At 64.1% G+C, this 26,334-nt stretch carries 22 protein-coding genes, 1 tRNA gene, 1 rRNA gene and 1 pseudogene; 23 read left to right on the top strand and 2 right to left on the bottom strand.

All coding sequences use genetic code 11. The features are described 5' to 3' along the window. Positions 1-683: 683 nt before the first annotated feature. A tRNA-Arg gene (locus AC5Y4F_RS01355) sits at positions 684-759 on the bottom strand. A 127-nt stretch (positions 760-886) separates the two neighbouring features. Between AC5Y4F_RS01355 and argS the strand changes: the two genes are divergently transcribed. The 21 genes and pseudogenes from argS (at position 887) to AC5Y4F_RS01250 (ending at position 22,480) form a co-directional block, all read left to right on the top strand. Next, the gene (gene argS, locus AC5Y4F_RS01350; protein WP_067939589.1) at positions 887-2,539 is read left to right on the top strand and encodes an arginine--tRNA ligase; all 1,653 of its coding nucleotides are present in this window, start codon (positions 887-889) and stop codon (positions 2,537-2,539) included. Further along, positions 2,536-3,954, top strand: a complete 1,419-nt coding sequence (gene lysA, locus AC5Y4F_RS01345) for a diaminopimelate decarboxylase (RefSeq protein WP_067939222.1) — start codon at positions 2,536-2,538, stop codon at positions 3,952-3,954. Before argS ends, lysA begins: the two co-directional genes overlap by 4 nt. Positions 3,955-3,957: 3 nt before the next feature. Then, complete coding sequence (locus tag AC5Y4F_RS01340) at positions 3,958-5,283, top strand: homoserine dehydrogenase (protein WP_067939227.1); 1,326 nt, start codon at positions 3,958-3,960, stop codon at positions 5,281-5,283. Further along, positions 5,280-6,362, top strand: a complete 1,083-nt coding sequence (gene thrC, locus AC5Y4F_RS01335; protein WP_067939231.1) for a threonine synthase — start codon at positions 5,280-5,282, stop codon at positions 6,360-6,362. Before AC5Y4F_RS01340 ends, thrC begins: the two co-directional genes overlap by 4 nt. A gap of 29 nt (positions 6,363-6,391) precedes the next feature. Further along, positions 6,392-7,327, top strand: coding sequence for a homoserine kinase (gene thrB, locus AC5Y4F_RS01330; RefSeq protein WP_067939592.1), 936 nt, complete (start codon positions 6,392-6,394; stop codon positions 7,325-7,327). A 267-nt stretch (positions 7,328-7,594) separates the two neighbouring features. Next, positions 7,595-9,451 (top strand): transcription termination factor Rho, encoded by a 1,857-nt coding sequence (rho, locus tag AC5Y4F_RS01325; protein ID WP_067939234.1) that lies wholly within the window; start codon positions 7,595-7,597, stop codon positions 9,449-9,451. A gap of 189 nt (positions 9,452-9,640) precedes the next feature. Then, positions 9,641-9,871 carry a 50S ribosomal protein L31 gene (rpmE, locus tag AC5Y4F_RS01320; RefSeq protein ID WP_067939595.1) on the top strand — a complete coding sequence of 77 codons (231 nt, stop codon included), beginning with the start codon at positions 9,641-9,643 and terminating at the stop codon, positions 9,869-9,871. A 98-nt stretch (positions 9,872-9,969) separates the two neighbouring features. Then, entirely contained in the window at positions 9,970-11,043 is a 1,074-nt protein-coding gene (prfA, locus tag AC5Y4F_RS01315) for a peptide chain release factor 1 (protein ID WP_067939598.1), read from the top strand. Further along, on the top strand, positions 11,040-11,918 hold the full coding sequence (gene prmC, locus AC5Y4F_RS01310; protein WP_499994734.1) for a peptide chain release factor N(5)-glutamine methyltransferase: 879 nt from the start codon (positions 11,040-11,042) through the stop codon (positions 11,916-11,918). The genes prfA and prmC overlap by 4 nt, the downstream gene beginning before the upstream one ends. After that, entirely contained in the window at positions 11,911-12,570 is a 660-nt protein-coding gene (locus AC5Y4F_RS01305; protein ID WP_067939241.1) for an L-threonylcarbamoyladenylate synthase, read from the top strand. Before prmC ends, AC5Y4F_RS01305 begins: the two co-directional genes overlap by 8 nt. Before the next feature lie 28 nt (positions 12,571-12,598). After that, positions 12,599-13,808 (top strand): annotated as a pseudogene (locus tag AC5Y4F_RS01300) (glycosyltransferase family 4 protein); the annotation flags it as partial. 215 nt (positions 13,809-14,023) lie between these two features. Continuing rightward, positions 14,024-14,518 carry an ATP synthase subunit I gene (locus AC5Y4F_RS01295; RefSeq protein WP_067939243.1) on the top strand — a complete coding sequence of 165 codons (495 nt, stop codon included), beginning with the start codon at positions 14,024-14,026 and terminating at the stop codon, positions 14,516-14,518. Then, entirely contained in the window at positions 14,515-15,273 is a 759-nt protein-coding gene (gene atpB, locus AC5Y4F_RS01290) for a F0F1 ATP synthase subunit A (protein WP_067939245.1), read from the top strand. The genes AC5Y4F_RS01295 and atpB overlap by 4 nt, the downstream gene beginning before the upstream one ends. A gap of 95 nt (positions 15,274-15,368) precedes the next feature. Further along, positions 15,369-15,614: a F0F1 ATP synthase subunit C gene (locus tag AC5Y4F_RS01285; protein WP_065052998.1), complete on the top strand. Its 246-nt coding sequence runs from the start codon at positions 15,369-15,371 to the stop codon at positions 15,612-15,614. Between the two features lie 10 nt (positions 15,615-15,624). Then, the gene (locus AC5Y4F_RS01280) at positions 15,625-16,158 is read left to right on the top strand and encodes a F0F1 ATP synthase subunit B (protein WP_067939247.1); all 534 of its coding nucleotides are present in this window, start codon (positions 15,625-15,627) and stop codon (positions 16,156-16,158) included. A 6-nt stretch (positions 16,159-16,164) separates the two neighbouring features. Then, a complete protein-coding gene (locus AC5Y4F_RS01275) occupies positions 16,165-17,505 on the top strand; it encodes a F0F1 ATP synthase subunit B/delta (RefSeq protein WP_067939250.1) in 1,341 nt (446 codons plus the stop codon). Between the two features lie 59 nt (positions 17,506-17,564). Continuing rightward, a complete protein-coding gene (atpA, locus tag AC5Y4F_RS01270; protein WP_067939253.1) occupies positions 17,565-19,238 on the top strand; it encodes a F0F1 ATP synthase subunit alpha in 1,674 nt (557 codons plus the stop codon). A 6-nt stretch (positions 19,239-19,244) separates the two neighbouring features. Beyond that, the gene (locus AC5Y4F_RS01265) at positions 19,245-20,153 is read left to right on the top strand and encodes a F0F1 ATP synthase subunit gamma (RefSeq protein ID WP_067939257.1); all 909 of its coding nucleotides are present in this window, start codon (positions 19,245-19,247) and stop codon (positions 20,151-20,153) included. Between the two features lie 18 nt (positions 20,154-20,171). Next, positions 20,172-21,629 carry a F0F1 ATP synthase subunit beta gene (atpD, locus tag AC5Y4F_RS01260; protein WP_067939260.1) on the top strand — a complete coding sequence of 486 codons (1,458 nt, stop codon included), beginning with the start codon at positions 20,172-20,174 and terminating at the stop codon, positions 21,627-21,629. 35 nt (positions 21,630-21,664) lie between these two features. Continuing rightward, complete coding sequence (locus AC5Y4F_RS01255; RefSeq protein ID WP_067939262.1) at positions 21,665-22,030, top strand: F0F1 ATP synthase subunit epsilon; 366 nt, start codon at positions 21,665-21,667, stop codon at positions 22,028-22,030. A 6-nt stretch (positions 22,031-22,036) separates the two neighbouring features. Beyond that, the gene (locus AC5Y4F_RS01250) at positions 22,037-22,480 is read left to right on the top strand and encodes a DUF2550 domain-containing protein (RefSeq protein WP_067939265.1); all 444 of its coding nucleotides are present in this window, start codon (positions 22,037-22,039) and stop codon (positions 22,478-22,480) included. Between the two features lie 41 nt (positions 22,481-22,521). On the opposite strand, the gene AC5Y4F_RS01245 is transcribed toward AC5Y4F_RS01250, so the two are convergent. Beyond that, the gene (locus tag AC5Y4F_RS01245; protein WP_067939268.1) at positions 22,522-23,106 is read right to left on the bottom strand and encodes a cob(I)yrinic acid a,c-diamide adenosyltransferase; all 585 of its coding nucleotides are present in this window, start codon (positions 23,104-23,106) and stop codon (positions 22,522-22,524) included. A 68-nt stretch (positions 23,107-23,174) separates the two neighbouring features. Here AC5Y4F_RS01245 and murA point away from each other — a divergent pair, with 68 nt between their 5' ends. Together murA and AC5Y4F_RS01235 are read left to right on the top strand one after the other, a co-directional pair. Then, positions 23,175-24,428, top strand: coding sequence for a UDP-N-acetylglucosamine 1-carboxyvinyltransferase (gene murA, locus AC5Y4F_RS01240; protein WP_067939271.1), 1,254 nt, complete (start codon positions 23,175-23,177; stop codon positions 24,426-24,428). A gap of 373 nt (positions 24,429-24,801) precedes the next feature. Next, positions 24,802-26,332 (top strand): 16S ribosomal RNA (locus tag AC5Y4F_RS01235). The last annotated feature ends 2 nt before the right edge of the window (positions 26,333-26,334 follow it).

Here is a 26,334-nt window from a genome sequence, read left to right as displayed (position 1 = left end):
TTTCCGCAGCGGCGATAGCATCTGGTTATCCTCACCAGCAGATGCCTACTTTGCTTATGCTGAATTTACCTATCGTCCCGACAACTTCGACTTGCTACGACGAGGCCTGCCAATCACCTCTGGACAGCAATCCAGGCGAGCCGCGGCGCATGCAAGTTGAGTCAGTGGCGATCGGTCCAACGTCATGACAGTGTTGTTCGCGACAGAGTGGCCCACCGAGGTATGGGCTGTCGAATACACCAATATCCGCAACGAGCGTGTGGTTGACGTCATGGACACCTTGGATGCCGCTCAACGGTTTATCGAGAAGGTAGACAGGAACTATTGGGCGGAGCCAGTGCTCCTCCGCAGTAGGGCGAATTTTTTCCCTTGTGCGCCCGATGGTTGCGATCCAGACCATATCGCCGAGCTCCCCAAACCCATCAAGCGACAATGGTCGCTATTCAGAACAGCAGTTGGCATTAAGCGCAAATATTCACGCCATACCGACGGGTTTGCAAATCTCCCCAAGTGACCGTCCGAAGCGAGCCAGAGGCGGTGGCCCCATATCGCCGATGAAATCCTGATCACAAGTGCGTGATGGAATTCGCGTGGCGAAAACAGCTGGAGACGGCACGTCACTAGAAGCAGGAAGCTACGCCACTGAATTGCACGAATGCCGCACGGAATTCTGCCTGTGCTAATGGTGCCCCCGGCAGGATTCGAACCTGCGGCCTTCTGCTCCGGAGGCAGACGCTCTATCCCCTGAGCTACGGGGGCGCACCGACATACCTGTTGCGCCATGGGGCTTGCGAACAAGCAGAGACAGACTAACGCATTGAGGCTGCCGCCCCGCCACCGCAATGGATTCGAGGCGGGGACGCCCCAGCCAATAGGATGAATGGTCGTGACCCCCGCTGACCTCGCTGAGCTGCTCAAAACCACCGCCGTCGCGGTGCTGGCCGAGCGCGGGCTGGATGCTGCCTCGCTACCGCAGACGGTCACAGTGGAGCGTCCGCGCAATCCCGAGCATGGCGATTACGCCAGTAATTTGGCGTTGCAACTCGGCAAAAAGATCGGTGCCAATCCCCGCGAGCTGGCCGGGTGGCTCGCCGAGGCGCTGTCACAGGCGGACGGCATCGCATCGGCCGAGGTCGCCGGACCCGGCTTCATCAACCTGCGTCTCGAGGCATCGGCGCAAGCCGTCGTCGTCACCAACGTCATTGACGCCGGCGACCGCTTCGGCCACTCCGACGCACTGGCCGGCCGCCACATCAACTTGGAGTTCGTGTCGGCCAACCCGACCGGGCCGATCCATATCGGCGGGACCCGCTGGGCCGCCGTCGGCGACGCGTTGGGCCGGCTCTTATCCACCCAGGGCGCCGACGTGGTGCGCGAATACTATTTCAACGATCACGGCGCCCAGATCGACCGGTTCGCCAGCTCGCTGATCGCCGCGGCCAAGGGCGAGCCCACCCCCGAAGACGGGTACGCCGGCGCCTACATCAACGACATCGCCGCCCAGGTGTTGCAGAAGGCGCCAGAGGCGCTGAGTCTGCCCGACGCCGAGATGCGCGAGACCTTCCGCCAAATCGGTGTCGACCTGATGTTCAACCACATCAAGGAGTCGTTGCACGAGTTCGGTACCGACTTCGACATCTACACCCACGAAGACTCTATGCACACCAGCGGTCGGGTCGACGAAGCCATCGCCCGGCTGCGCGAAACGGGCAACATCTACGAGAAGGACGGCGCAACGTGGTTGCGCACCAGCGCCTTCGGCGACGACAAGGACCGCGTCGTCATCAAAAGCGACGGCAAGCCGGCCTACATCGCGGGTGACATCGCCTACTACCTGGACAAGCGACAGCGGGGCTTCGACCTGTCCATCTACATGCTGGGGGCCGACCACCACGGATACATCGCCCGGCTCAAGGCCGTGGCGGCGGCCTTCGGCGACGACCCGGCCGCGGTCGAGGTGCTCATCGGGCAGCTGGTCAACCTGGTCCGCGACGGCCAGCCGGTCCGAATGAGCAAGCGAGCCGGAACCGTGATCACGCTGGACGACCTCGTAGAGGCGATCGGCGTCGATGCCGCGCGCTACAGCCTGATCCGTTCTTCGGTGGACACCCCCATCGACATCGACCTGGCGCTGTGGTCCTCGGCGTCGAATGAAAACCCGGTCTATTACGTGCAATACGCGCACGCGCGGCTCTCGGCGCTGGCCCGCAACGCCGCCGAACTCGGCCTGGTCCCCGATACCGGGCACCTCGAGCTGCTCAGCCACGATAAGGAGGGGGCGCTGCTGCGCACCATCGGCGAATTCCCGCGGGTGCTCGCCACCGCGGCAACGCTGCGCGAACCCCACCGGGTATGCCGATACTTGGAAGACGTCGCCGGCGACTACCACCGGTTCTACGACTCGTGCCGGGTCTTGCCGCAGGGCGACGAGTCACCGACCGATCTGCACACCGCGCGCCTGGCGCTGTGCCAAGCGACCCGCCAGGTGATCGCCAACGGGCTGGCCATACTGGGCGTCACCGCTCCGGAGCGAATGTGAACGTTCACCCCGCCGGTCCTCGGCACGCCGAAGAGACCCGCCACGCCGAAAGCCCGCTACGACCGCAATCCCCCGAGGAGTTGCTGTTGCTGGCGCCCAACGTCTGGCCCCGCAACGTTGCTCGCGACGAGGCCGGAGTCACCAGCATCGCGGGAGTAGCGGTGACCGATCTCGCCCAGGAGTACGGCACCCCACTGTTCGTCGTCGACGAGGACGACTTCCGGTCTCGCTGTCGAGAGATCGCGTCGGCCTTCGGCGGCGGCAAAAACGTCCACTACGCCGCCAAGGCGTTCCTGTGCAGCGAAATAGCGCGCTGGATCGACGAAGAAGGACTCTCCCTCGACGTGTGCACCGGCGGTGAGCTGGCCGTCGCGCTGCACGCTGACTTCCCGCCGGAGCGAATCACCTTCCACGGCAACAACAAATCCGTTGCCGAGCTGACGGCAGCGGTCAAAGCGGGTGTCGGCCATGTCGTGTTGGACTCGATGGTTGAGATCGAGCGGCTCGATACCATCGCGCGGGAGGCGGGCATCGTCCAGGATGTTTTCGTTCGCCTCACGGTCGGTGTCGAGGCGCACACCCATGAGTTCATCTCCACGGCACACGAGGACCAGAAGTTCGGGTTGTCGTTGGCGAGCGGTGCGGCTTTGGACGCGGTCGGCAGGGTATTCGACACGCAGCACCTGCGGCTGGTAGGTCTGCACAGCCATATCGGTTCGCAGATCTTCGACGTCGCCGGCTTTGAACTCGCCGCGCGCCGGGTCATCGGTCTGCTGCACAAGGCCGTCGAACAATTCGGTGTCGAGAAAACCGCGCAGATCTCCACCGTGGATCTGGGTGGTGGATTGGGCATTTCCTATCTCGCCGCGGACGATCCGCCGCCGATGGATGAGCTGGCGGCCAAGCTGAGCGAGATCGTGCGGAACGAGTCCGCGGCCGTGGGCCTGCCGGCCCCGCGGCTGGTAGTCGAGCCGGGGCGCGCCATCGCCGGGCCCGGCACCATCACGCTCTACGAAGTGGGCACGGTCAAGGATGTCGACGTCAGCGCCACCGCTCATCGGCGCTATGTCAGCGTCGACGGCGGCATGAGCGACAACATCCGCACCGCACTGTATGACGCGCAGTACGATGCCCGTTTGGTCTCACGGCTCAGCGACGCACCGGCGGAGCTGGCCCGTTTAGTCGGAAAGCATTGCGAGAGCGGCGATATCGTGGTGCGCGACACCTGGGTCCCGGGGGACCTGCGACCCGGCGACCTGATCGGGGTGGCTGCCACCGGCGCCTACTGTTATTCCTTGTCGAGTCGTTACAACATGATTTGCCGCCCGGCCGTCGTCGCGGTGCGGGACGCGCGCGCGCGTCTGATCTTGCGCCGTGAGACGGTCGACGATCTATTGAGTCTGGAAGTGAGGTGACCTGTGCCCCGTGACGAAAGGCCGGTAGGCGTGGCGGTACTCGGGTTGGGCAACGTCGGCAGCGAAGTTGTCCGAATCATCGGGGACAGCGCCGATGACCTCGCCGCTCGCGTCGGCGCGCCCGTCGTGTTACGCGGCGTCGGAGTGCGCCGCGTCGCCGAGGGACGCGGTGTCCCTGTCGAACTGCTCACCAACGACATCGAAGAACTCGCCGCGCGCGAGGACGTCGACATCGTCGTGGAACTGATGGGACCGGTGGAGCCGGCCCGCAAAGCCATCCTCTGTGCCCTCGAGCACGGTAAATCGGTAGTCACCGCGAACAAGGCGCTGCTGGCCACCTCCACCGGCGAGTTGGCGCAGGCCGCCGAAAGTGCGAATGTCGACCTGTATTTCGAGGCGGCCGTCGCCGGTGCCATCCCGGTCATCCGTCCGCTGACGCAGTCGTTGGCCGGCGACACGGTGTTACGGGTGGCCGGAATCGTCAACGGCACCACCAACTACATCTTGTCCGCGATGGACGACACCGGTGCCGACTACGAAACGGCGCTTGCCGAAGCCAGCGCGCTGGGCTACGCCGAGGCCGACCCCACCGCCGACGTCGAGGGCTACGACGCGGCGGCCAAGGCCGCGATTCTGGCGTCCATCGCTTTCCACACCCGGGTGACCGCCGACAACGTCTACCGCGAAGGCATCACCAAAGTCACCCCGGCCGACTTCGAGTCGGCCAAAGCGCTGGGCTGCACCATCAAATTGCTGTCCATCTGCGAGCGCATCACGACCGACACCGGCCAGGAGCGGGTTTCGGCCCGCGTCTATCCGGCGCTGGTGCCGTTGTCACACCCGCTGGCCGCAGTCAACGGCGCCTTCAACGCGGTGGTGGTCGAGGCAAAGGCGGCCGGGCGGTTGATGTTCTACGGCCAGGGTGCCGGCGGCGCGCCGACCGCGTCCGCGGTAACCGGTGACATGGTGATGGCCGCACGCAACCGGGTGCTGGGCAGTCGCGGGCCGAAGGAATCCAGATATGCCCAGCTTCCGGTGGCCCCAATGGGTTTCATCTCCACGCGCTATTACGTCAGCATGAACGTCGCCGACAAGCCCGGTGTGCTCTCCTCAGTGGCAGCCGAATTCGCCAAGCGCGAGGTGAGCATCGCCGAGGTCCGTCAGGAAGGCGTCGTGGACGAAGGCGGGCGACGGGTGGGGGCCCGCATCGTCGTGGTCACCCACACCGCCACCGATGCGGCGCTGTCTGAAACCGTCGAGGCGCTGGCTGATTTGGATGCGGTGCAGACCGTGACCAGCGTGCTGCGATTGGAAGGGACCACCCTGTGAGCGCACCGCGTACCGCCGTTCATCAGCCGTGGCCCGGTCTCATCGAGGCATACCGGGATCGGTTGCCGGTCGGCGACGACTGGACCCCGGTCACCCTGCTCGAGGGGGGTACACCGCTGATAGCGGCGGGCCGGATCTCGGAAAGAACCGGCTGCACGGTGCATCTGAAGGTCGAAGGCCTCAATCCCACGGGCTCTTTCAAAGACCGGGGCATGACAATGGCAGTCACCGACGCGTTGGCCCGTGGCCAGCAGGCGGTGTTGTGCGCGTCGACCGGGAACACCTCGGCGTCGGCGGCGGCATATGCGGCGCGAGCCGGTATCACCTGCGCTGTGCTGATACCGCAGGGCAAGATCGCGATGGGCAAGCTGGCGCAGGCGGTTATGCACGGCGCCAAGATCATTCAGATCGACGGCAACTTCGACGACTGCCTCGAGTTGGCCCGCAAGATGGCCACCGATTTTCCGACGATCGCCTTGGTCAACTCCGTCAACCCGGTGCGAATCGAGGGACAAAAGACTGCGGCGTTCGAGATCGTCGACGCGCTCGGCACCGCGCCGGACGTGCACGCCCTGCCGGTCGGCAACGCGGGGAACATCACCGCGTACTGGAAGGGCTACACGGAGTATCACCACGAGGGCCTGATCGAGAAGTTGCCGCGCATGCTGGGCACCCAGGCGGCCGGCGCGGCCCCCCTGGTGCGTGGCGCCCCGGTCAAGAACCCGGAAACGATCGCCACCGCGATCCGCATCGGCGCGCCCGCGTCATGGACGGCTGCCGTTGACGCGCAGCAGCAATCGAACGGCCGCTTCTTGGCCGCAACCGACGAAGAGATCCTGGCCGCCTATCACCTTGTTGCCGAGTCCGAAGGCGTCTTCGTCGAACCCGCCTCGGCGGCCAGCATCGCCGGACTGCTCAAGGCCGTCGACGACGGTTGGGTGGCCCGCGGGTCGACGGTCGTGTGCACGGTGACCGGCAATGGCCTCAAGGACCCCGACACCGCGCTGCGGGATATGCCAACCGTGACTCCGCTGCCGGTGGACCCGGTACTGGTGGTCGAAAAGCTGGGGCTGGCCTAGTGACGAACGAAGGGCTGCTGACGACCCCGATGCTGCCTGCCGGCTTAGTGGCCAGCGCCGCGGTATCGGCGTCCAGCGCCAACCTTGGGCCCGGCTTCGACACTCTCGGTCTGGCGTTGAGCCTTTATGACGAAATCATCGTCGAGACCACCGATTCCGGGCTGGTTGTGCAGGTCGAGGGCGAGGGTGCAGGCCAGCTGACGGTGGGGCCCGAACATTTGGTGGTCCGTGCCCTGGACTGCGGGCTGCGGGCCATGGGGGTCCGTGCGCCGGGCCTGGTGGTGCGCTGCCGCAACGCGATCCCGCATTCGCGCGGCCTCGGCTCCTCGGCCGCGGCGGTGGTCGGCGGGCTGGCGGCCGCAAACGGCCTTGTCGCACAGACGGATTGGAAACCGCTCAGCGACAGTCAACTGATCCAGCTGTCCTCGGAGTTCGAGGGTCATCCCGACAACGCGGCTGCCGCCGTGTTGGGTGGTGCGGTCGTTGCGTGGGTTGATCGCAGTGGCACTCACCCGCAGTATGCGGCGGTGCCGCTGCGGCTCCATCCCGATATCCACCTGTACTCCGCGATTCCCGAGGAACGCTCACTCACCGCGGACACCCGTGTGCTGCTGCGCGAGCAGATCAGCCACGAGGACGCGCGCTTCAACGTCAGCCGGGCCGCGCTGCTGGTGGTAGCGCTCACTGAACGCCCGGACCTGCTCATGGCCGCCACCGAAGACGTGTTGCATCAGTCGCAGCGCGCACCTGCCATGCCGTCCTCTGCGGAATATTTGCGACTGTTGCGGCGTCATGACATTGCGACGACGCTCTCGGGGGCGGGACCTTCGCTGATCGCGCTGACCACCGCGCCCGAGTTACCTCCGGAAGTCATCGACTACGGCGCCACGATCGGATTCACCATCACCGAAATGACCGCCGGCGAACCAGCTCGCTGGAGCCCGGGAGTAACCGTCGTCGGTTGATCCACGGCATGGCCGGAGGGTTTGCTTGCTTCCGGCAAGGATGCGGGCTATCCTCGGAGCCGTCCAGCAATCGCAGCATCTGCATCTGCATCCCTACTGCCTTGCCGCTAGGACAACACCAATTCTTCTTGTGGACGAGGTTCGCCGCTTACTCCGCCAATCCAGGCGATCACCGTTGCAATGTCGATGATTGGGCGCACTCGGCAATTTGCCTGAATGCAACGAACCCCCCGTATGACCTGATCAGCGGGGGAAGAAAGGAAATCCGTGACTGATACGGACCTGTTCACGGCTGGCGAAAACACTGATGCCAATCAACTGTCGAACGCCGTGACCGCTGACACTCCAGACGCGAAACGCAACGTCTCCGGTGGTGCACTGTCCACGATGGTGCTGCCCGAACTGCGCGCGCTGGCCAATGAAGTTGGCGTCAAAGGGACGTCGGGTATGCGTAAGAACGAACTGATCGCCGCGATCAAGGAAGTCCGGGGGCAGGCCAACGGCGCTCCCGCCAATGGCATCAAGTCCGCTGAGGCCAGCGGCAAGTCGGACAACAACGACAAGGACAAGAACGACGATAACAGCGCCGAGGCGCCGGCACCCGAGCGCGACCAGAATGGTGCGACGACCGAAGCGCCCCGCCGCGAACGACGCGGCGCGTCCCGCGACGCGGGATCTTCCGCTCGCGGCAACGACGAGGCCGACCGCGAGAGCTCAGGCAGCCGCGAAGGCGCCGCTCCCGGTGAGGCTGACCGCCGCGAGAAAACCAAGCAAGACAACAAGAATGACGACCGTGGCCAGGACGGCGGCGGCGACCAGGATCAGAATTCCGGCGGTCAGCAGGGCCGCGGAGGCTCCAACCAGCAGGACGACGACGGTGAGGGCCGTCAGGGCCGGCGGGGCCGCCGCTTCCGTGACCGCCGTCGCCGGGGTGAGCGATCCGGCGAGGGTGGCGACACCGAGCTGCGCGAGGACGACGTCGTTCAGCCGGTAGCCGGCATTCTTGACGTTCTCGACAATTACGCCTTCGTGCGCACCTCCGGGTACCTGGCCGGCCCGCACGACGTCTACGTGTCGATGAACATGGTGCGCAAGAACGGCCTGCGTCGTGGTGACGCGGTCACCGGCGCGGTGCGCGTGCCGAAGGAAGGCGAACAGCCCAACCAGCGGCAGAAGTTCAACCCGTTGGTGCGCCTGGACAGCGTCAACGGCGGCTCGGTCGAGGACGCCAAGAAGCGGCCCGATTTCTCCAAGCTGACGCCGTTGTACCCCAACCAGCGCCTTCGTCTGGAAACCACCAGCGACCGGCTGACCACCCGCGTCATCGACCTGATCATGCCGATCGGCAAGGGCCAGCGCGCGCTGATCGTCTCGCCGCCCAAGGCCGGTAAGACAACGATCCTGCAGGACATCGCCAACGCGATCACCAGGAACAACCCGGAATGCCACCTCATGGTCGTGCTCGTCGATGAGCGGCCCGAGGAGGTCACCGACATGACGCGCTCGGTCAAGGGTGAGGTCATCGCCTCAACCTTCGACCGGCCGCCTTCGGACCACACCTCGGTCGCCGAGCTCGCGATCGAACGGGCCAAGCGGCTGGTTGAGCAGGGCAAGGACGTCGTCGTGTTGCTGGACTCCATCACCCGACTCGGGCGCGCATATAACAACGCGTCGCCCGCCTCGGGCCGGATCCTGTCCGGTGGTGTCGACTCCACCGCGCTGTACCCGCCCAAGCGGTTTCTGGGCGCCGCGCGCAACATCGAGGAAGGCGGGTCGCTGACCATCATCGCCACCGCGATGGTCGAGACGGGGTCGACCGGTGACACGGTCATCTTCGAGGAGTTCAAGGGCACCGGTAATGCCGAGCTCAAGCTGGACCGCAAGATCTCCGAGCGGCGGGTCTTCCCGGCGGTGGATGTGAACCCGTCGGGTACCCGTAAGGACGAGTTGCTGCTTTCGCCGGATGAGTTCGCGATCGTGCACAAGCTGCGCCGCGTGCTGTCCGGCCTGGACTCGCATCAGGCCATTGACCTGCTGATGTCGCAGCTACGCAAGACCAAGAACAACTACGAGTTCCTGGTCCAGGTGTCCAAGACGACCCCCGGGGCGATGGATAACGACTAGCCCAGCGGGCGGACTCGAAGCCAGATGGGGTCTGGCGGGAATGCGCGGGAGCGGCCCGCTGTTTGGGATGATGGTGGTTGACCTGGCATAATCGAGGCTCGATTATGCGCTGACCGCGTGAGGTTCGGAGTTCACGCCCACCGTCCGGTTTCGAACGGGAGCGGGCGACAAACGATCGAAGAGGACATGATGAAAGCTGACATTCACCCCGCCTACGCGGAGACCACGGTGCTTTGCGGGTGTGGCAACACCTTCCAGACGCGCAGCACCAAGGACGGCGGGCGGATCGTCGTCGAGGTGTGCTCGCAGTGCCACCCCTTCTACACCGGCAAGCAGAAGATCCTCGACAGCGGTGGCCGCGTGGCCCGCTTCGAGAAGCGGTACGGCAAGCGCGGCGCCGGCGCTGCTGCCGACAAATAGCTCGGTTACCGACGCCCGAACTGTGCGCACCGTCGCACGGGCCGGGCGTCGGTTTTTGTTTGCGGTAACAACAGGCGACCCGGGCAGGAGGTGTGGCAGTGACCAAGCCGGTACAGACCATTGATGTGCTGTTGGCTGAGCATGCCGACCTCGAGCGGCGGCTGGCAGATCCGGAATTGCACAGCAATCCCGATGAGGCCCGCAAGGCCGGACGGCGGTTCGCGCGGCTGGCTCCGATCGTCGGCACCTACCGCAAGCTGGTGGCCGCGCGCGACGACTTGGAAGCGGCACGAGAGTTGGCCGCCGACGACGCATCCTTCGCCGACGAGGTGACGGATCTGGAAACCCAGGTGTCGGAGTTGGACACCCAGCTGACCGACATGCTGGCACCGCGCGACCCGCATGACCCCGACGACATCGTGCTCGAAGTGAAATCCGGTGAAGGCGGCGAAGAATCGGCCTTGTTCGCCGCTGATCTGGCGCGGATGTACATCCGCTACGCCGAACGGCACGGCTGGACCGTCACCGTGCTGGACGAAACCACCTCCGACCTCGGCGGTTACAAGGACGCCACGCTGGCGATCGCCAGCAAGGGCGACTCCGCCGACGGGGTCTGGTCGCGGATGAAATTCGAAGGTGGAGTGCACCGGGTGCAGCGCGTCCCGGTGACGGAATCCCAAGGCCGCGTTCATACTTCGGCGGCGGGTGTGCTCGTATATCCCGAACCCGAAGAAGTCGGCGAGGTGCAGATCGACGAGTCGGACCTGCGCATCGATGTCTATCGCTCGTCGGGGAAGGGCGGTCAAGGCGTCAACACCACCGACTCCGCGGTGCGCATCACGCACCTGCCCACCGGCATCGTCGTCACCTGTCAGAACGAACGATCGCAGCTGCAGAACAAGGCCCGCGCGCTACAGGTTCTGGCCGCGCGCCTGCAGGCCTTGGCCGAGGAGCAGGCGCTCGCCGACGCCTCGGCGGACCGGGCCAGCCAGATTCGCACCGTCGACCGCAGCGAACGCATCCGCACCTATAATTTCCCGGAAAACCGGATTGCGGACCATCGGATCAATTTCAAGTCGCACAACCTCGACCAGGTTCTCGACGGCGACCTCGACCCCCTGTTCGACGCCCTGGCCGCCGCTGACAAACAGTCCAGGCTGCAACAGGCATGAACGCCCTGCGGCGTGCGATCGACGATGCTGCGGTCACCCTTGCCGAAGCGGGAATCGATTCTGCGCGTTGGGATGCCGAGCAGCTGGCCGCGCACCTGGCGGGAACCGACCGCGGCCGCCTGGCCCTGCTGGCATCGCCCGACGACGACTTTCTCGGGCGCTACCGCGACGCCGTGGCCGCTCGTTCGCGGCGGGTGCCGTTGCAACATCTCCTGGGGACGGCGGCATTCGGCCCCGTGACGCTGCACGTCGGTCCGGGGGTCTTCACACCCCGGCCCGAGACCGAGGCCCTGCTGGAATGGGCCACCGCACAAGAACTCGCGGCGCAGCCCCTCATCGTCGACTTGTGCACCGGTTCGGGCGCCTTGGCCGTGGCGCTGGCCCAGCACCGGCCGGCGGCGCGCATCGTCGCCATCGACAACTCCGATACCGCGCTGGGGTACGCGCGCCGCAATGCGCAGGGCACGACGATCGAGCTGCTGTGCGCCGACGTCACCGAGCTGGCCTCTCATCCGGGCATGCTCGCCGAACTGGACGGTCGAGTCGATCTGTTGGTGGCCAATCCACCCTATGTCCCCGACGATGCCGTACTGGATCCCGAAGTCGCGCAACATGATCCGCGGCGGGCCGTCTTCGGCGGTCCAGACGGGTTGGCGGTGATCGCCCCACTCGTCCGTCTCGCCGGTCGCTGGCTGCGCCCTGGCGGAGTGATCGGCGTCGAGCACGACGACACCACCTCCGCGCAGACGATTCAGTTATTCGGTCGCGCAGGATGTTTCGAAGACGTCCTAGCCCGGCGAGATCTGACCGGCCGACCACGATTCGTGACGGCCCGCAGGAGAGCAACTACGGGGGACAACGGCGCCGATGACTGACGTCTTCGACTGCGCCGACCCCAATCGGCGCTCACTCGGAATCGCCGCAGCGGCAGAAGCGCTCAAGGGTGGCCGGCTGGTCGTCATGCCGACCGACACCGTGTACGGCATCGCCGCCGACGCGTTCAACAGCGCCGCGGTCTCCGCGTTGCTGTCGGCGAAAGGCCGGGGTCGCGACATGCCGGTCGGTGTGCTGGTCGGCTCTTGGCACACTATCGAGGGACTCGTGTACACCATGCCGGACGGGGCCCGTGACCTCATTCGCGCTTTCTGGCCGGGGGCGTTGAGCCTCGTGGTCAACCAGGCGCCGTCATTGCAGTGGGATCTCGGCGATGCCCGCGGCACGGTGATGTTGCGCATGCCGCTGCACCCCGTTGCCATTGAACTGTTGCGCGAAGTCGGGCCGCTGGCGGTGTCGAGCGCCAACGTCTCCGGCCGTGCGGCCGCCGTGGACGCCAGCGAGGCGCGCAGCCAACTCGGCGATCTGGTGGACGTCTATCTCGAAGCGGGCCAATCCGATCAAGGTGCCGCCTCCACGATCGTCGATCTGACCGCCGCCACGCCGCGGATTCTGCGGCCGGGTCCGGTGAGCGCCGAGCGGATCGCAGAAGTACTCGCCGTCGATCCGGAAAGCTTGACCGCGCCGGCCTGACTGGAGCGGGTGTCGAGGTGCCAGGTTTGTCCAGTACGGTCTCGATGATGTCCAGCGACGCAACCTACCTTGCCGATGGGTTGCTCGCGCTGGCCGACCGCGGCGCCGGTGTTCCGCTTCGAGAGCTGGCGCTGGTGGGGTTGACCGCAGCGATCATCACCTACTTCGCGACCGGACCGGTGCGGGTGCTGGCCACCCGGCTGGGCGCGGTCGCCTATCCGCGGGAGCGCGACGTCCACGTGACGCCCACCCCCCGGATGGGCGGGCTGGCGATGTTCCTCGGCGTCATCACGGCCGTGTTTCTGGCGTCCCAACTGCCGGCGCTCACCCGTGGGTTCGTCTACTCCAGCGGCATGCCCGCGGTCTTAGTGGCCGGCGCGGTCATCATGGGCATCGGCCTTATCGACGACCGTTGGGGTCTGGATGCGTTGACCAAGTTCGCCGGTCAGATCACGGCGGCCAGCGTGTTGGTCACCATGGGCGTGGCGTGGAGCGTCCTGTACATCCCCATCGGTGGCGTCGGCACGATCGTGCTCGACCAGGCCTCGTCGATCCTGCTGACCCTGGCGCTGACGGTGTCGGTCGTCAACGCGATGAATTTCGTCGACGGGCTCGACGGTCTGGCCGCCGGGCTGGGACTGATCACGGCGTTAGCGATCTGCATGTTCTCGGTCGGCCTGCTGCGCGACCACGGTGGTGATGTCCTGTTCTATCCGCCCGCGGTGATTTCGGTGGTGCTCGCCGGGGCCTGTCTGGGCTTTCTGCCGCACAACTTCCATCGCGCCAAAATCTTCATGGGCGACTCCGGCTCCATGCTGATTGGCCTGATGCTGTCGGCCGCGTCGACGACCGCCGCAGGCCCGGTCTCGCAGAACGCCTACGGTGCCCGCGATGTGTTCGTGCTGCTGTCGCCGTTCCTGCTGGTGGCCGCGGTCATTTTCGTACCGATGCTCGATTTGCTGTTGGCGATCGTGCGCCGTACCCGTGCGGGCCGCAGCGCGTTCAGCCCCGACAAGATGCACCTGCATCATCGGTTGCTGCAGATCGGCCACTCGCACCGCCGGGTGGTGTTGCTGATCTATCTGTGGGTCGGGATCGTCGCGTTCGGCGCGGCCAGCACGATCTTTTTCCGCCCCCGCGATACCGCCGCGGTGATGCTGGGTGCCATCGTGGTGGCCGGCATCGCGACGGCGATCCCGCTCCTGCGGCGCGGAGACGAGTACTACGACGAGGAGTAGTAGTGGGGTCAACTGTGTGGTACGGTGCTGGTAGAACCCCAAAAAGCCGTGCAGGTTACCGGTCCATCGGAGGGCAATCCGAGTGGGCTGGTTCGAGACCGGCGTCGGGAGATACCCCTTGGGTGATTCAACTGTGACGTGCGATACGCTCGGCGGACCACCGATCAGTCGGTCGGGGGGGTTCCGTTTTACCAACCTGGGATTGAGGTGCTGCAGTGACGACACCAGCGCAGGACGCGCCGTTGGTGTTTCCCTCTGTTGCTTTCCGTCCGGTTCGACTCTTCGCGATCAGCGTTGCCGTCACCGCGGTGGCGGTGCTCGCAGCCGGGCTGTCCGGTCACCTGATGGTCGGGGCCTTCTTCGGTATCGGGCTTTTCCTGGGTTTGCTCAACGCGGTACTGGTGCGTCGCTCGGTTGAATCGATCACCGCGAAGGATCACCCGCTGAAAAGGTCGATGGCGGTGAACTCGGCGGCGCGGCTGGCAATCATTACCGTCGTCGGGCTGATCATCGCCTACGTCTTCCGGCCCGCCGGCCTGGGCGTCGTGTTCGGATTGGCGCTTTTTCAGGTCTTACTAGTCGCCTCAACAGCCCTTCCAGTGTGGAAGAAGCTGCGCGCCGGCGATTGGACGGAGTCTTCGAATGGTGCCGACCAAGGCGGCGTGATCACCGGATCGGATGGAACGGAAGGTAAGGAACAGCAACGATGACTGGGACGACGTTCCTGGCCGAGTCGGCAATCGAGGTTGGCGAGCACACTAAAGCCACGTGGCTTGGCATGACCGTCAACACCGACACGATTCTGTCGACCGCGATCGCCGCGGTGATCGTGCTCGGGCTGGCCTTCTTCTTGCGTGCGAAGATCACCTCGAAGGGCGTGCCCAGTGGTGTTCAGTTGTTCTGGGAGGCCATCACCGAGCAGATGCGCGGACAGATCGAGAGCGCCATCGGCATGCGGATCGCCCCGTTCGTGCTGCCGTTGGCCGTCACGATTTTCGTGTTCATCCTGATCTCCAACTGGCTTTCGGTGCTCCCGCTGCAGTACAAAGACAAATCCGGACACGCGACCGAGCTGCTGAAGTCGGCGGCGGCGGATATCAATTACGTGCTGGCGCTGGCCCTTTTCGTCTTCGTCTGCTACCACGTGGCGGGCATCTGGCGCCGCGGCATACTCGGGCATCCGCTGGCGGTGGTCAAGGGGCATGTGGCGTTCTTGGCGCCGATCAACCTCGTCGAAGAGCTCGCGAAGCCGATCTCGTTGTCGCTCCGACTTTTCGGCAACATCTTCGCCGGCGGCATCCTGGTCGCGCTGATCGCGCTCTTCCCGCCGTACATCATGTGGGCACCCAACGCGATCTGGAAGGCCTTCGACCTGTTCGTCGGCGCGATCCAGGCGTTCATCTTCGCGATTTTGACCATCTTGTACTTCAGCCAAGCCATGGAGATCGAGGATCACCATGACTGAGAGCGTCATGAAGTGTTTTGTCCCACGCACCATTACAGAGGCCTGGTAGACCGCTACCAGATAGGCCCCGAATAAAGGAGGAAAGAATGGCAGCCCTGGACCCTCAAATCGCTGCCGCCGCTCTCATCGGCGGTGGGCTGATCATGGGTGGCGGCGCGATCGGCGCCGGTATCGGTGACGGCATTGCCGGTAACGCGCTGGTTTCGGGTATCGCCCGGCAACCCGAGGCGCAGGGCCGGTTGTTCACACCGTTCTTCATCACCGTCGGTCTGGTCGAAGCGGCCTACTTCATCAACCTGGCGTTCATGGCGTTGTTCGTCTTCGCTACCCCGGTCAAGTAATTCGCTTGCAATGCGAGACGCGAACCTGAGCATTCTGGCTTCCAGCCAGATGGTGGCCGAGGGAGGCAACAACTTCCTCGTCCCCAACGGCACATTCTTCTTCGTGCTGGCCATCTTCCTGATCGTGCTAGCCGTCATCGGCACGTTCGTCGTGCCGCCGGTCATGAAAGTGTTGCGCGAGCGCGACGCCATGGTCGCCAAGACGGCTGCGGACAACAAGAAGGCGACCGAGGAATTCGAGGCGGCCAAGGCCGACTACGAAGAAGCCCTGACCGAGGCGCGGGTTCAGGCGTCGTCGTTGCGCGACAATGCCCGCGCCGAAGGTCGTAAGGTGGTCGAAGACGCGCGCGCCCGTGCCGAACAGCAGGTGATGTCGACGTTGCAAATGGCATCCGAGCAATTGAAGCGGGAGAGGGACGCCGTGGAACTGGATCTGCGCGCCAACGTGGCGTCCATGTCGGCGACGTTGGCAAGTCGAATCCTCGGCGTCGACGTCGCCCCCGCCGCGGCGACCACATCAGCAACCAAGACATCCGGACGGTAATTACGTATGTCGACTTTCATCGGCCAGTTGGTGGGCTTTGCGGCCATCGTGTTCCTGGTGGTGCGTTATGTCGTGCCGCCGGTACGTCGGCTGATGGCCGCGCGGCAAGACGCTGTGCGCCAACAACTGAAAGATGCTGCGACGGCAAGTGATCGGCTGACCGAGTCGACCACGGCGCACAGCAAGGCTGTGGAAGCCGCGAAGGAGGAGGCCGAACGGATCGTCGAGGAGGCCCAGACTGACGCCGGGCGCATCGTGGAACAGTTAAGGGCCCAGGCTGATGTCGAAGCCGAACGCATCGGTTCGCAGGGCAGCCGGCAGGTCGATCTCTTGCGCACCCAGCTGAGCCGGCAACTCCGTTTGGAACTGGGCCACGAAGCGGTGCGCCAGGCGGGTGAGTTGGTGCGGAACTACGTCGCCGACGCCGAACAGCGGTCGGCGACCGTCGACCGGTTCCTCGAACAGCTCGACGAGATGGCGCCCGCCTCGGTCGACGTCCAGTATCCCTTGCTGAGCAAAATGCGCTCGTCGAGTCGTGTCGCACTGGAAAACCTGTCGGACAACTTCAGCACCATAGCCAAAAACCTTGACAACAAGGGGCTTTCGACTCTCTCCAGTGAACTGGTAGAGGTTGCCCAGATGCTGGACCGCGAGATCGTCGTCACGCGGTATCTCACCGTCCCCGCCGAGGACGGCGCCCCCAGGGTCAAGTTGATCGACCGGCTGCTCTCCGGCAAGGTCGGCGACCCCACCCTCGAGGTGCTGCGCTCGGCCGTATCGGAGCGCTGGTCGGCCAACTCCGACCTCATCGACGCGATCGAACACGTGTCTCGGCAAGCGTTGCTCGAAGTCGCCGAACGTGAGGACGAAGTCGACGAGGTCGAAGAACAGCTGTTCCGATTTTCCCGCATCCTCGACGCGCAGCCGCAACTTTCCATCCTGCTGGGCGACTACTCCGTTCCCGTGGAAGACCGGGTTGCGTTGTTGCGCAAGGTCCTTGACAGCGCAAGCGGCAGGGTGAACCGCATCGTGGTCGCGCTGCTGACCCAGACGGTCGAACTGCTCAGAGGCGAGCCGGCCGAGGAGGCTGTTCAGTTCCTGACAAAAGTCGCCGTGGCCCGCCGCGGCGAGATCGTCGCTCAGGTCGGGGCGGCGGCCGAACTCAGCGACGACCAACGATCTCGGCTCACCGACGTGCTTGGCCGCATCTACGGGAACACGGTGGCGGTCCAGCTGCAGATCAACGAGGAACTACTGGGCGGCCTGCTCATCTCCGTGGGCGACGAAGTGATCGACGGGACACTCGCTTCTCGCCTTGCCGCGGCCGAGGCTCAATTACCTGATTGACCACGACCGACCTATCACCACCACATGCGAACCAAGATCAAGTAGGAAGACGAAAAGCTATGGCCGAGTTGACAATCTCCGCTGATGACATCCAGAGCGCCATCGAGGAGTACGTAGGCTCTTTCACGTCCGACACCGCCCGGGAAGAGGTCGGTACCGTCGTCGACGCGGGGGATGGCATCGCGCACGTTGAAGGCCTGCCCTCGGTCATGACCCAGGAGCTGCTCGAGTTCCCCGGGGGCGTCCTGGGCGTCGCGCTCAACCTGGACGAACACAGCGTCGGCGCGGTGATCCTGGGTGACTTCGAGAAGATCGAAGAAGGACAGCAAGTCAAGCGCACTGGCGAGGTCTTGTCGGTTCCCGTCGGCGACGCGTTCCTGGGGCGCGTCGTCAATCCGCTCGGCGAGCCGATCGACGGACGCGGGGACATCGACACCGATATTCGCCGCGCGCTCGAGATCCAGGCGCCGTCGGTGGTGCAGCGGCAGAGCGTGAGCGAGCCGCTGCAGACCGGTATCAAGGCCATCGACGCGATGACCCCGATCGGTCGCGGCCAGCGCCAGCTGATCATCGGTGACCGCAAGACCGGCAAGACCGCCGTCTGCGTGGACACCATCCTCAACCAGCGGGAGAACTGGGAGAGCGGCGACGAGCGCAAGCAGGTGCGCTGCGTGTACGTGGCCATCGGCCAGAAGGGCACCACGATCGCCTCGGTCCGGCGCGCCCTGGAAGAGGGCGGCGCGATGGACTACACGACCATCGTCGCGGCCCCGGCATCCGACTCCGCGGGCTTCAAATGGCTTGCGCCGTACACGGGTTCGGCGATCGCCCAGCACTGGATGTACGACGGCAAGCACGTGCTGATCGTCTTCGACGACCTGAGCAAGCAGGCTGAGGCGTACCGCGCGATCTCATTGCTGCTGCGCCGCCCGCCGGGTCGTGAGGCGTACCCCGGCGACGTGTTCTATCTCCACTCGCGCCTGTTGGAGCGCTGCGCCAAGCTGTCGGACGACCTCGGTGGTGGCTCACTGACCGGGTTGCCGATCATCGAGACCAAGGCCAACGACATCTCTGCCTATATCCCCACCAACGTCATCTCGATCACCGACGGGCAGTGCTTCCTGGAGTCCGACCTGTTCAACCAGGGTGTGCGGCCCGCCATCAACGTCGGTGTGTCGGTGTCGCGCGTGGGTGGTGCGGCGCAGATCAAGGCGATGAAGGAAGTCGCGGGCTCGCTGCGACTCGACTTGTCGCAGTACCGCGAGCTGGAATCGTTCGCCGCCTTCGCCTCGGACTTGGATGCGACGTCCAAGGCCCAGCTGGAGCGCGGTGAGCGCCTGGTCGAGCTGCTGAAGCAGCCGCAGTACCAGCCCATGCCGGTTGAGGAGCAGGTGGTTTCGATCTTCCTGGGCACCGGCGGTCACCTGGACTCTGTTCCCGTCGAGGACGTGCGGCGTTTCGAGACCGAGCTGCTGGACCACATGCGGGCTTCGGAAGAGAAGTTCCTGGGCGGTGTCCGCGACAGCGGAAAACTCTCCGAAGAGGGCGAGAACCAGCTGACCGAGATCATCAACAACTTCAAGAAGGGCTTCGCAGCCAGTGGCGGTGGATCGGTCGTGCCTGACGAGCACGTCGAGGCCCTGGACGAAGAGGAGCTGGAAAAAGAGTCCGTACAGGTCAAGAAGGAAAAGCCGAAGGAAAAGAAGAAAACCTCCGGCAAGGACAAGAAGTAGCTACCGATGGCGGCAACACTTCGCGAATTACGCGGCCGGATTCGGTCGGCGGGGTCGATCAAGAAGATCACCAAGGCCCAGGAGATGATCGCGACCTCGCGCATCGGTAAGGCGCAGGCCCGGTTGGAATCCGCACGGCCGTACGCGTTCCAGATCACGTCGATGCTCACCACGCTCTCCTCCGAAGCCGCGTTGGACCACCCTCTGCTGGTCGAACGAGAAGAGCCGAAGCGCGCCGGCGTGCTGGTGGTGTCGTCGGATCGCGGGTTGTGCGGCGCGTACAACTCGAGCATCTTTCGCCGCTCCGAGGAGCTGTTCTCCCTGCTGCGCGAGGAAGGTAAGACGCCGGTCGTCTACACGGTGGGCCGAAAGGCGCAGAACTACTTCAAGTTCCGCAACTGGGACATCACGGAATCGTGGACGGGCTTCTCCGAGCAACCCCAATATGAAAACGCCGCGGAGATTGCGTCCACGCTGGTCGAGACTTTCATGGCGGGGACCGGCGATGACGAGTCACAGGATGACCAGGGCGTCGACGAACTGCACATCGTCTACTCGGAGTTCAAGTCGATGATGTCGCAGGCCGCGGTGGCGCACCGCATCGCTCCACTGGTCATGGAGTACGTCGAGGACACCGAGGAACTCCATACGCTGTACTCGTTCGAGCCAGACGCGACAACGCTTTTCGAGGCGTTATTGCCGCGGTATGTGACGACCCGGGTGTACGCGGCGTTACTCGAGTCGGCGGCATCGGAGCTCGCGTCGCGTCAACGAGCGATGAAGTCGGCAACGGACAACGCGGATGACCTGATCAAAGAGCTCACGCTGATGGCGAACCGCGAGCGGCAGGCTCAGATCACCCAAGAGATCAGCGAAATCGTCGGTGGCGCAAACGCACTGGCCGACGCTAAGTAGCACACGAGGAAGAAGAAAATGACTGCTACTGACGAAAAGACCGACAAGTCGACAAAGTCCGAGACCAGCGGCCGCGTGGTGCGAATCACCGGCCCCGTCGTGGACGTCGAGTTCCCGCGCGGCTCGGTGCCGGAGCTGTTCAACGCGCTCAACGCCGAGATCACATTCGAGGAGCTCGCGAAGACCCTGACGCTCGAGGTCGCGCAGCACCTCGGCGACAACCTGGTACGCACCATCTCGCTGCAGCCCACCGACGGCCTGGTGCGCGGAGTAGAGGTAACCGACAGTGGCAAGCCGATCTCGGTGCCGGTTGGCCAAGACGTCAAGGGCCACGTCTTCAACGCTCTGGGTGACTGCCTGGACGAGCCGGGATACGGTGAGGGCTTCGAGCACTGGTCGATTCACCGCAAGCCGCCGGCGTTCGAAGAGCTCGAGCCCCGCACCGAAATGCTCGAGACCGGCCTCAAGGTCGTCGACCTGCTCACCCCGTACGTGCGCGGTGGCAAGATCGCGCTGTTCGGTGGTGCCGGCGTCGGCAAGACGGTGCTGATCCAGGAGATGATCAACCGTATCGCCCGAAACTTCGGTGGTACTTCGGTTTTCGCCGGCGTGGGAGAGCGCACCCGTGAGGGCAACGACCTTTGGGTCGAGCTGAAGGAAGCCGACGTGCTCAAGGACACCGCACTGGTGTTCGGCCAGATGGACGAGCCGCCCGGCACCCGTATGCGGGTGGCGCTGTCCGCGCTGACCATGGCCGAGTGGTTCCGCGACGAGGCCGGCCAGGACGTGCTGTTGTTCATCGACAACATCTTCCGATTCACCCAGGCAGGTTCGGAGGTGTCGACGCTGCTCGGTCGTATGCCGTCCGCGGTGGGTTACCAGCCGACCCTGGCCGACGAGATGGGTGAGCTGCAGGAGCGCATCACTTCGACGCGAGGCAAGTCGATCACGTCGATGCAGGCCGTCTATGTGCCCGCCGACGATTACACCGACCCAGCGCCGGCAACGACATTCGCGCACCTGGACGCCACCACCGAGTTGTCACGTTCGGTGTTTTCCAAGGGTATCTTCCCCGCGGTGGATCCGCTGGCCTCGAGCTCGACCATCCTGGACCCGAGTGTGGTTGGTGACGAGCACTACCGGGTGGCGCAGGAAGTCATCCGAATCCTCCAGCGGTATAAGGACCTTCAGGACATCATCGCGATCCTCGGTATCGACGAGCTCTCGGAAGAGGACAAGCAGCTCGTGCAGCGCGCACGGCGCATCGAGCGATTCCTGTCGCAGAACATGATGGCGGCCGAGCAGTTCACCGGTCAGCCCGGCTCGACGGTGCCACTGAAGGAGACCATCGAGGCATTCGACCGGCTGACCAAGGGCGATTTCGACCACATCCCGGAGCAGGCGTTCTTCTTGATCGGTGGCCTCGATGACTTGGCTAAAAAGGCCGAAGGCTTTGGCGCCAAACTTGATTCCTGAGGCATGGGCGAGAAGGCTCTGAAAGGCTCTGTGGCATGGCTGAATTGAACGTTGAGATAGTCGCCGTCGACCGAAAGATCTGGTCGGGTGAGGCAACGTTTCTGTTCACCCGCACCACCGTCGGTGAGATCGGCATCCTGCCGCGGCACATCCCGCTGGTAGCGCAGTTGGTCGACGACGCAATGGTGCGCGTCGAAAGAGAGGGCGAAGACGATCTGCGGGTCGCGGTGGACGGCGGATTTTTATCGGTCACCGAGGAATCGGTGACGATCCTCGCCGAATCCGCCGAGTTCGAGTCGGAGATCGACGAGAGCGCCGCCAGAGAGGCCGCTGAGTCTGACGATCCGCGCATCGCCGCCAAGGGGCGCGCGAGATTGCGTGCCGTCGGCGCGATCGACTAACCGCCCATGAGCGCGCCCATGGTCGGCATGGTCGTGCTGGTCGTCGTGCTGGCGAGCGCCGTCATCGGGCTGAGTTATCGGCTGTGGAAGCTGCGCCAGGGCGGCACCGCGGGGATCATGCGAGACATTCCCGCGGTCGGGGGCCACGGTTGGCGGCACGGCGTAATCCGTTATCGCGGAGGCGAAGCCGCTTTCTACCGGCTCTCCAGTGTGCGACTGTGGCCGGACCGGCGGCTGAGCCGGCGAGGCGTGGAGATCGTGTCCAGGCGGGCACCGCGCGGCGACGAGTTCGACATCATGACCGACGAGATCGTCGTCATCGAGTTGCGCGATACGACCCAGGACCGCAGGTCTGGCTACGAGATCGCCTTGGATAAGGGCGCGTTGACCGCGTTCTTGTCCTGGCTGGAGTCACGTCCATCGCCGCGTTCCCGTCGGCGGAGCCTGTAGACCGCGCCACCCTAGACGGGGAAGGACGACGACCGGCGGGACTAACTCGTGGTGGCGTTGTCGCCGCCCGGTTTCCACAACACGTCGCCGTCGGGGTTGGCCACGCGCGACAGGATAAAAAGCAGATCTGACAGACGGTTCAGGTATTTCGCGGGCAGGACGTTGACCTGCCCCGGTGCGGCATCGACGGCCGCCCACGCCGAGCGCTCGGCTCGGCGTACCACGGTGCGGGCCACGTGCAGCAACGCCGACAACGGCGAACCACCGGGCAGTACAAAGGAATTCAACTTCGGCAACGGCTCGTTGTATGCGTCGCACCACTTTTCGAGTCGGTCAATGTAGGGCTGGGTGACGCGCAGCGGAGGATACTCGGGATTCTCGACAACAGGGGTCGACAGATCCGCCCCGGCATCGAACAAATCGTTTTGGATCTGCCGCAACACGCCCATGAGCTTCTCGTCCGGCTGACCCACCGCGACGGCTACGCCTATCGCCGAGTTGGCTTCGTCGCAATCGGCGTAGGCCACCAGGCGAGGATCATTCTTGGAGACCCGCGAGAAGTCGCTCAATCCCGTCGTTCCATCATCGCCGGTTCGTGTGTAGATGCGAGTCAGGTGTACAGCCATGAGCAAACCGTACTCGGGTGTGGGTTGGCTGACTGACAAGCCGATACCGCTTCACTAGACTGACCCGGGTGGCTGAGCGATTCGTGGTGACCGGCGGCAACCGGTTGTCAGGCGAAGTCGCAGTCGGGGGCGCAAAAAACAGCGTGCTCAAGCTGATGGCCGCGACGCTGTTGGCCGAAGGCACCAGCACGATCACCAACTGCCCCGACATCCTCGATGTGCCGCTGATGGCGGAGGTGCTGCGCGGCCTGGGCGCGACCGTCGAATTAGACGGTGATGTCGCCCGAATCACCTCTCCGGATGAACCGAAATACGACGCCGATTTCGCCGCGGTGCGACAATTCCGCGCGTCGGTGTGCGTGCTGGGACCGCTGGTTGGCCGGTGCAAGCGCGCCCGCGTCGCGCTGCCGGGAGGCGACGCGATCGGATCACGCCCGCTGGACATGCATCAGGCCGGCCTGCGTCAGCTCGGTGCGCAATGCAACATCGAGCACGGATGCGTGGTGGCCCAGGCCGATACGTTGCGCGGCGCGGAGATTCAGCTGGAATTCCCTTCGGTGGGAGCCACCGAGAACATCCTGATGGCCGCGGTCGTCGCCGAGGGCGTAACCACCATCCACAATGCGGCGCGCGAGCCCGACGTGGTGGATCTGTGCACCATGTTGAACCAGATGGGCGCGCAGATCGAGGGGGCGGGCTCGCCGACGATGACCATCATCGGCGTTCCAAAGCTGCACCCGACCGAGCATCGCGTGATCGGGGATCGCATCGTCGCCGCCACGTGGGGCATCGCCGCCGCGATAACCCGCGGAGACATCACGGTGACCGGCATCGACCCCGCGCACCTGCAGGTGGTGCTGCATAAGCTGCACGACGCGGGCGCCACCGTGACCCAAACCGACGACAGCTTTCGGGTGGCGCAGTACGAGCGTCCGAAGGCCGTCAATGTCGCGACCCTGCCGTTTCCGGGGTTTCCGACCGACCTGCAGCCGATGGCGATCGCCCTGGCCTCGATCGCGGACGGTACGTCGATGATCACCGAGAACGTATTCGAGGCGCGCTTTCGATTCGTTGAAGAAATGATCCGCCTTGGCGCCGATGCCCGGACAGACGGACATCACGCCGTCGTGCGGGGCTTGCCGCAATTGTCGAGTGCGCCGGTGTGGTGTTCGGACATCCGGGCGGGTGCCGGCCTGGTTTTGGCCGGCCTCGTCGCCGACGGAGACACTGAGGTCCACGACGTCTTCCACATCGATCGTGGCTACCCGCTGTTCGTGGAAAACCTGGCGATTTTGGGAGCGGAGATCGAGCGGGTACAGTAACCAAAGGCCAAGTCCCCCAGGCCTCCACAGCCGCGTATCACCAACGCGAAGGTGGACGAAAGCGGGGCCTTGACTCCCTCGCTGGATTGGTACTAGCCTGGCACGGCCGCTCCCGAGATGGTCTCCCGAAGATCAGATCCTGGGAGTTGACGGACCCGTCAGACCTGTATTAAGCTGGCAGGGTTGCCCCAAAACGGGCGAAACAAGTGTTGTTTGAGAACTCAATAGTGTGTTTGGTCTTTTTATTTTGTTGTTGTTTTTTTGGCCATACCTAAACACTCCCCGTGTGTCGGTATGGCCGTATTTGATGCCAGTTTTTGGCGTCTTGTCAGGTATCTCTGATTTGAATTCACCTCGTTCTGCGAGGAGTTTTTGTTTGGAGAGTTTGATCCTGGCTCAGGACGAACGCTGGCGGCGTGCTTAACACATGCAAGTCGAACGGAAAGGCCTCTTCGGAGGTACTCGAGTGGCGAACGGGTGAGTAACACGTGGGCAATCTGCCCTGCACTTCGGGATAAGCCTGGGAAACTGGGTCTAATACCGAATAGGACCTTTAGACGCATGTCTTTTGGTGGAAAGCTTTTGCGGTGTGGGATGGGCCCGCGGCCTATCAGCTTGTTGGTGGGGTGATGGCCTACCAAGGCGACGACGGGTAGCCGGCCTGAGAGGGTGTCCGGCCACACTGGGACTGAGATACGGCCCAGACTCCTACGGGAGGCAGCAGTGGGGAATATTGCACAATGGGCGCAAGCCTGATGCAGCGACGCCGCGTGGGGGATGACGGCCTTCGGGTTGTAAACCTCTTTCACCATCGACGAAGGTTCGGGTTTTCTCGGATTGACGGTAGGTGGAGAAGAAGCACCGGCCAACTACGTGCCAGCAGCCGCGGTAATACGTAGGGTGCGAGCGTTGTCCGGAATTACTGGGCGTAAAGAGCTCGTAGGTGGTTTGTCGCGTTGTTCGTGAAATCTCACGGCTTAACTGTGAGCGTGCGGGCGATACGGGCAGACTAGAGTACTGCAGGGGAGACTGGAATTCCTGGTGTAGCGGTGGAATGCGCAGATATCAGGAGGAACACCGGTGGCGAAGGCGGGTCTCTGGGCAGTAACTGACGCTGAGGAGCGAAAGCGTGGGGAGCGAACAGGATTAGATACCCTGGTAGTCCACGCCGTAAACGGTGGGTACTAGGTGTGGGTTTCCTTCCTTGGGATCCGTGCCGTAGCTAACGCATTAAGTACCCCGCCTGGGGAGTACGGCCGCAAGGCTAAAACTCAAAGGAATTGACGGGGGCCCGCACAAGCGGCGGAGCATGTGGATTAATTCGATGCAACGCGAAGAACCTTACCTGGGTTTGACATGCACAGGACGCGTCTAGAGATAGGCGTTCCCTTGTGGCCTGTGTGCAGGTGGTGCATGGCTGTCGTCAGCTCGTGTCGTGAGATGTTGGGTTAAGTCCCGCAACGAGCGCAACCCTTGTCTCATGTTGCCAGCGGGTAATGCCGGGGACTCGTGAGAGACTGCCGGGGTCAACTCGGAGGAAGGTGGGGATGACGTCAAGTCATCATGCCCCTTATGTCCAGGGCTTCACACATGCTACAATGGCCGGTACAAAGGGCTGCGATGCCGTAAGGTTAAGCGAATCCTTTTAAAGCCGGTCTCAGTTCGGATTGGGGTCTGCAACTCGACCCCATGAAGTCGGAGTCGCTAGTAATCGCAGATCAGCAACGCTGCGGTGAATACGTTCCCGGGCCTTGTACACACCGCCCGTCACGTCATGAAAGTCGGTAACACCCGAAGCCAGTGGCCTAACCCTTGGGAGGGAGCTGTCGAAGGTGGGATCGGCGATTGGGACGAAGTCGTAACAAGGTAGCCGTACCGGAAGGTGCGGCTGGATCACCTCCTTTCT

The organism is Mycobacterium sp. NGS56, assembly GCF_059812425.1.
Note: the sequence above shows the minus strand (reverse complement) of the source record. Positions and strands in the feature narration are given on the sequence as shown.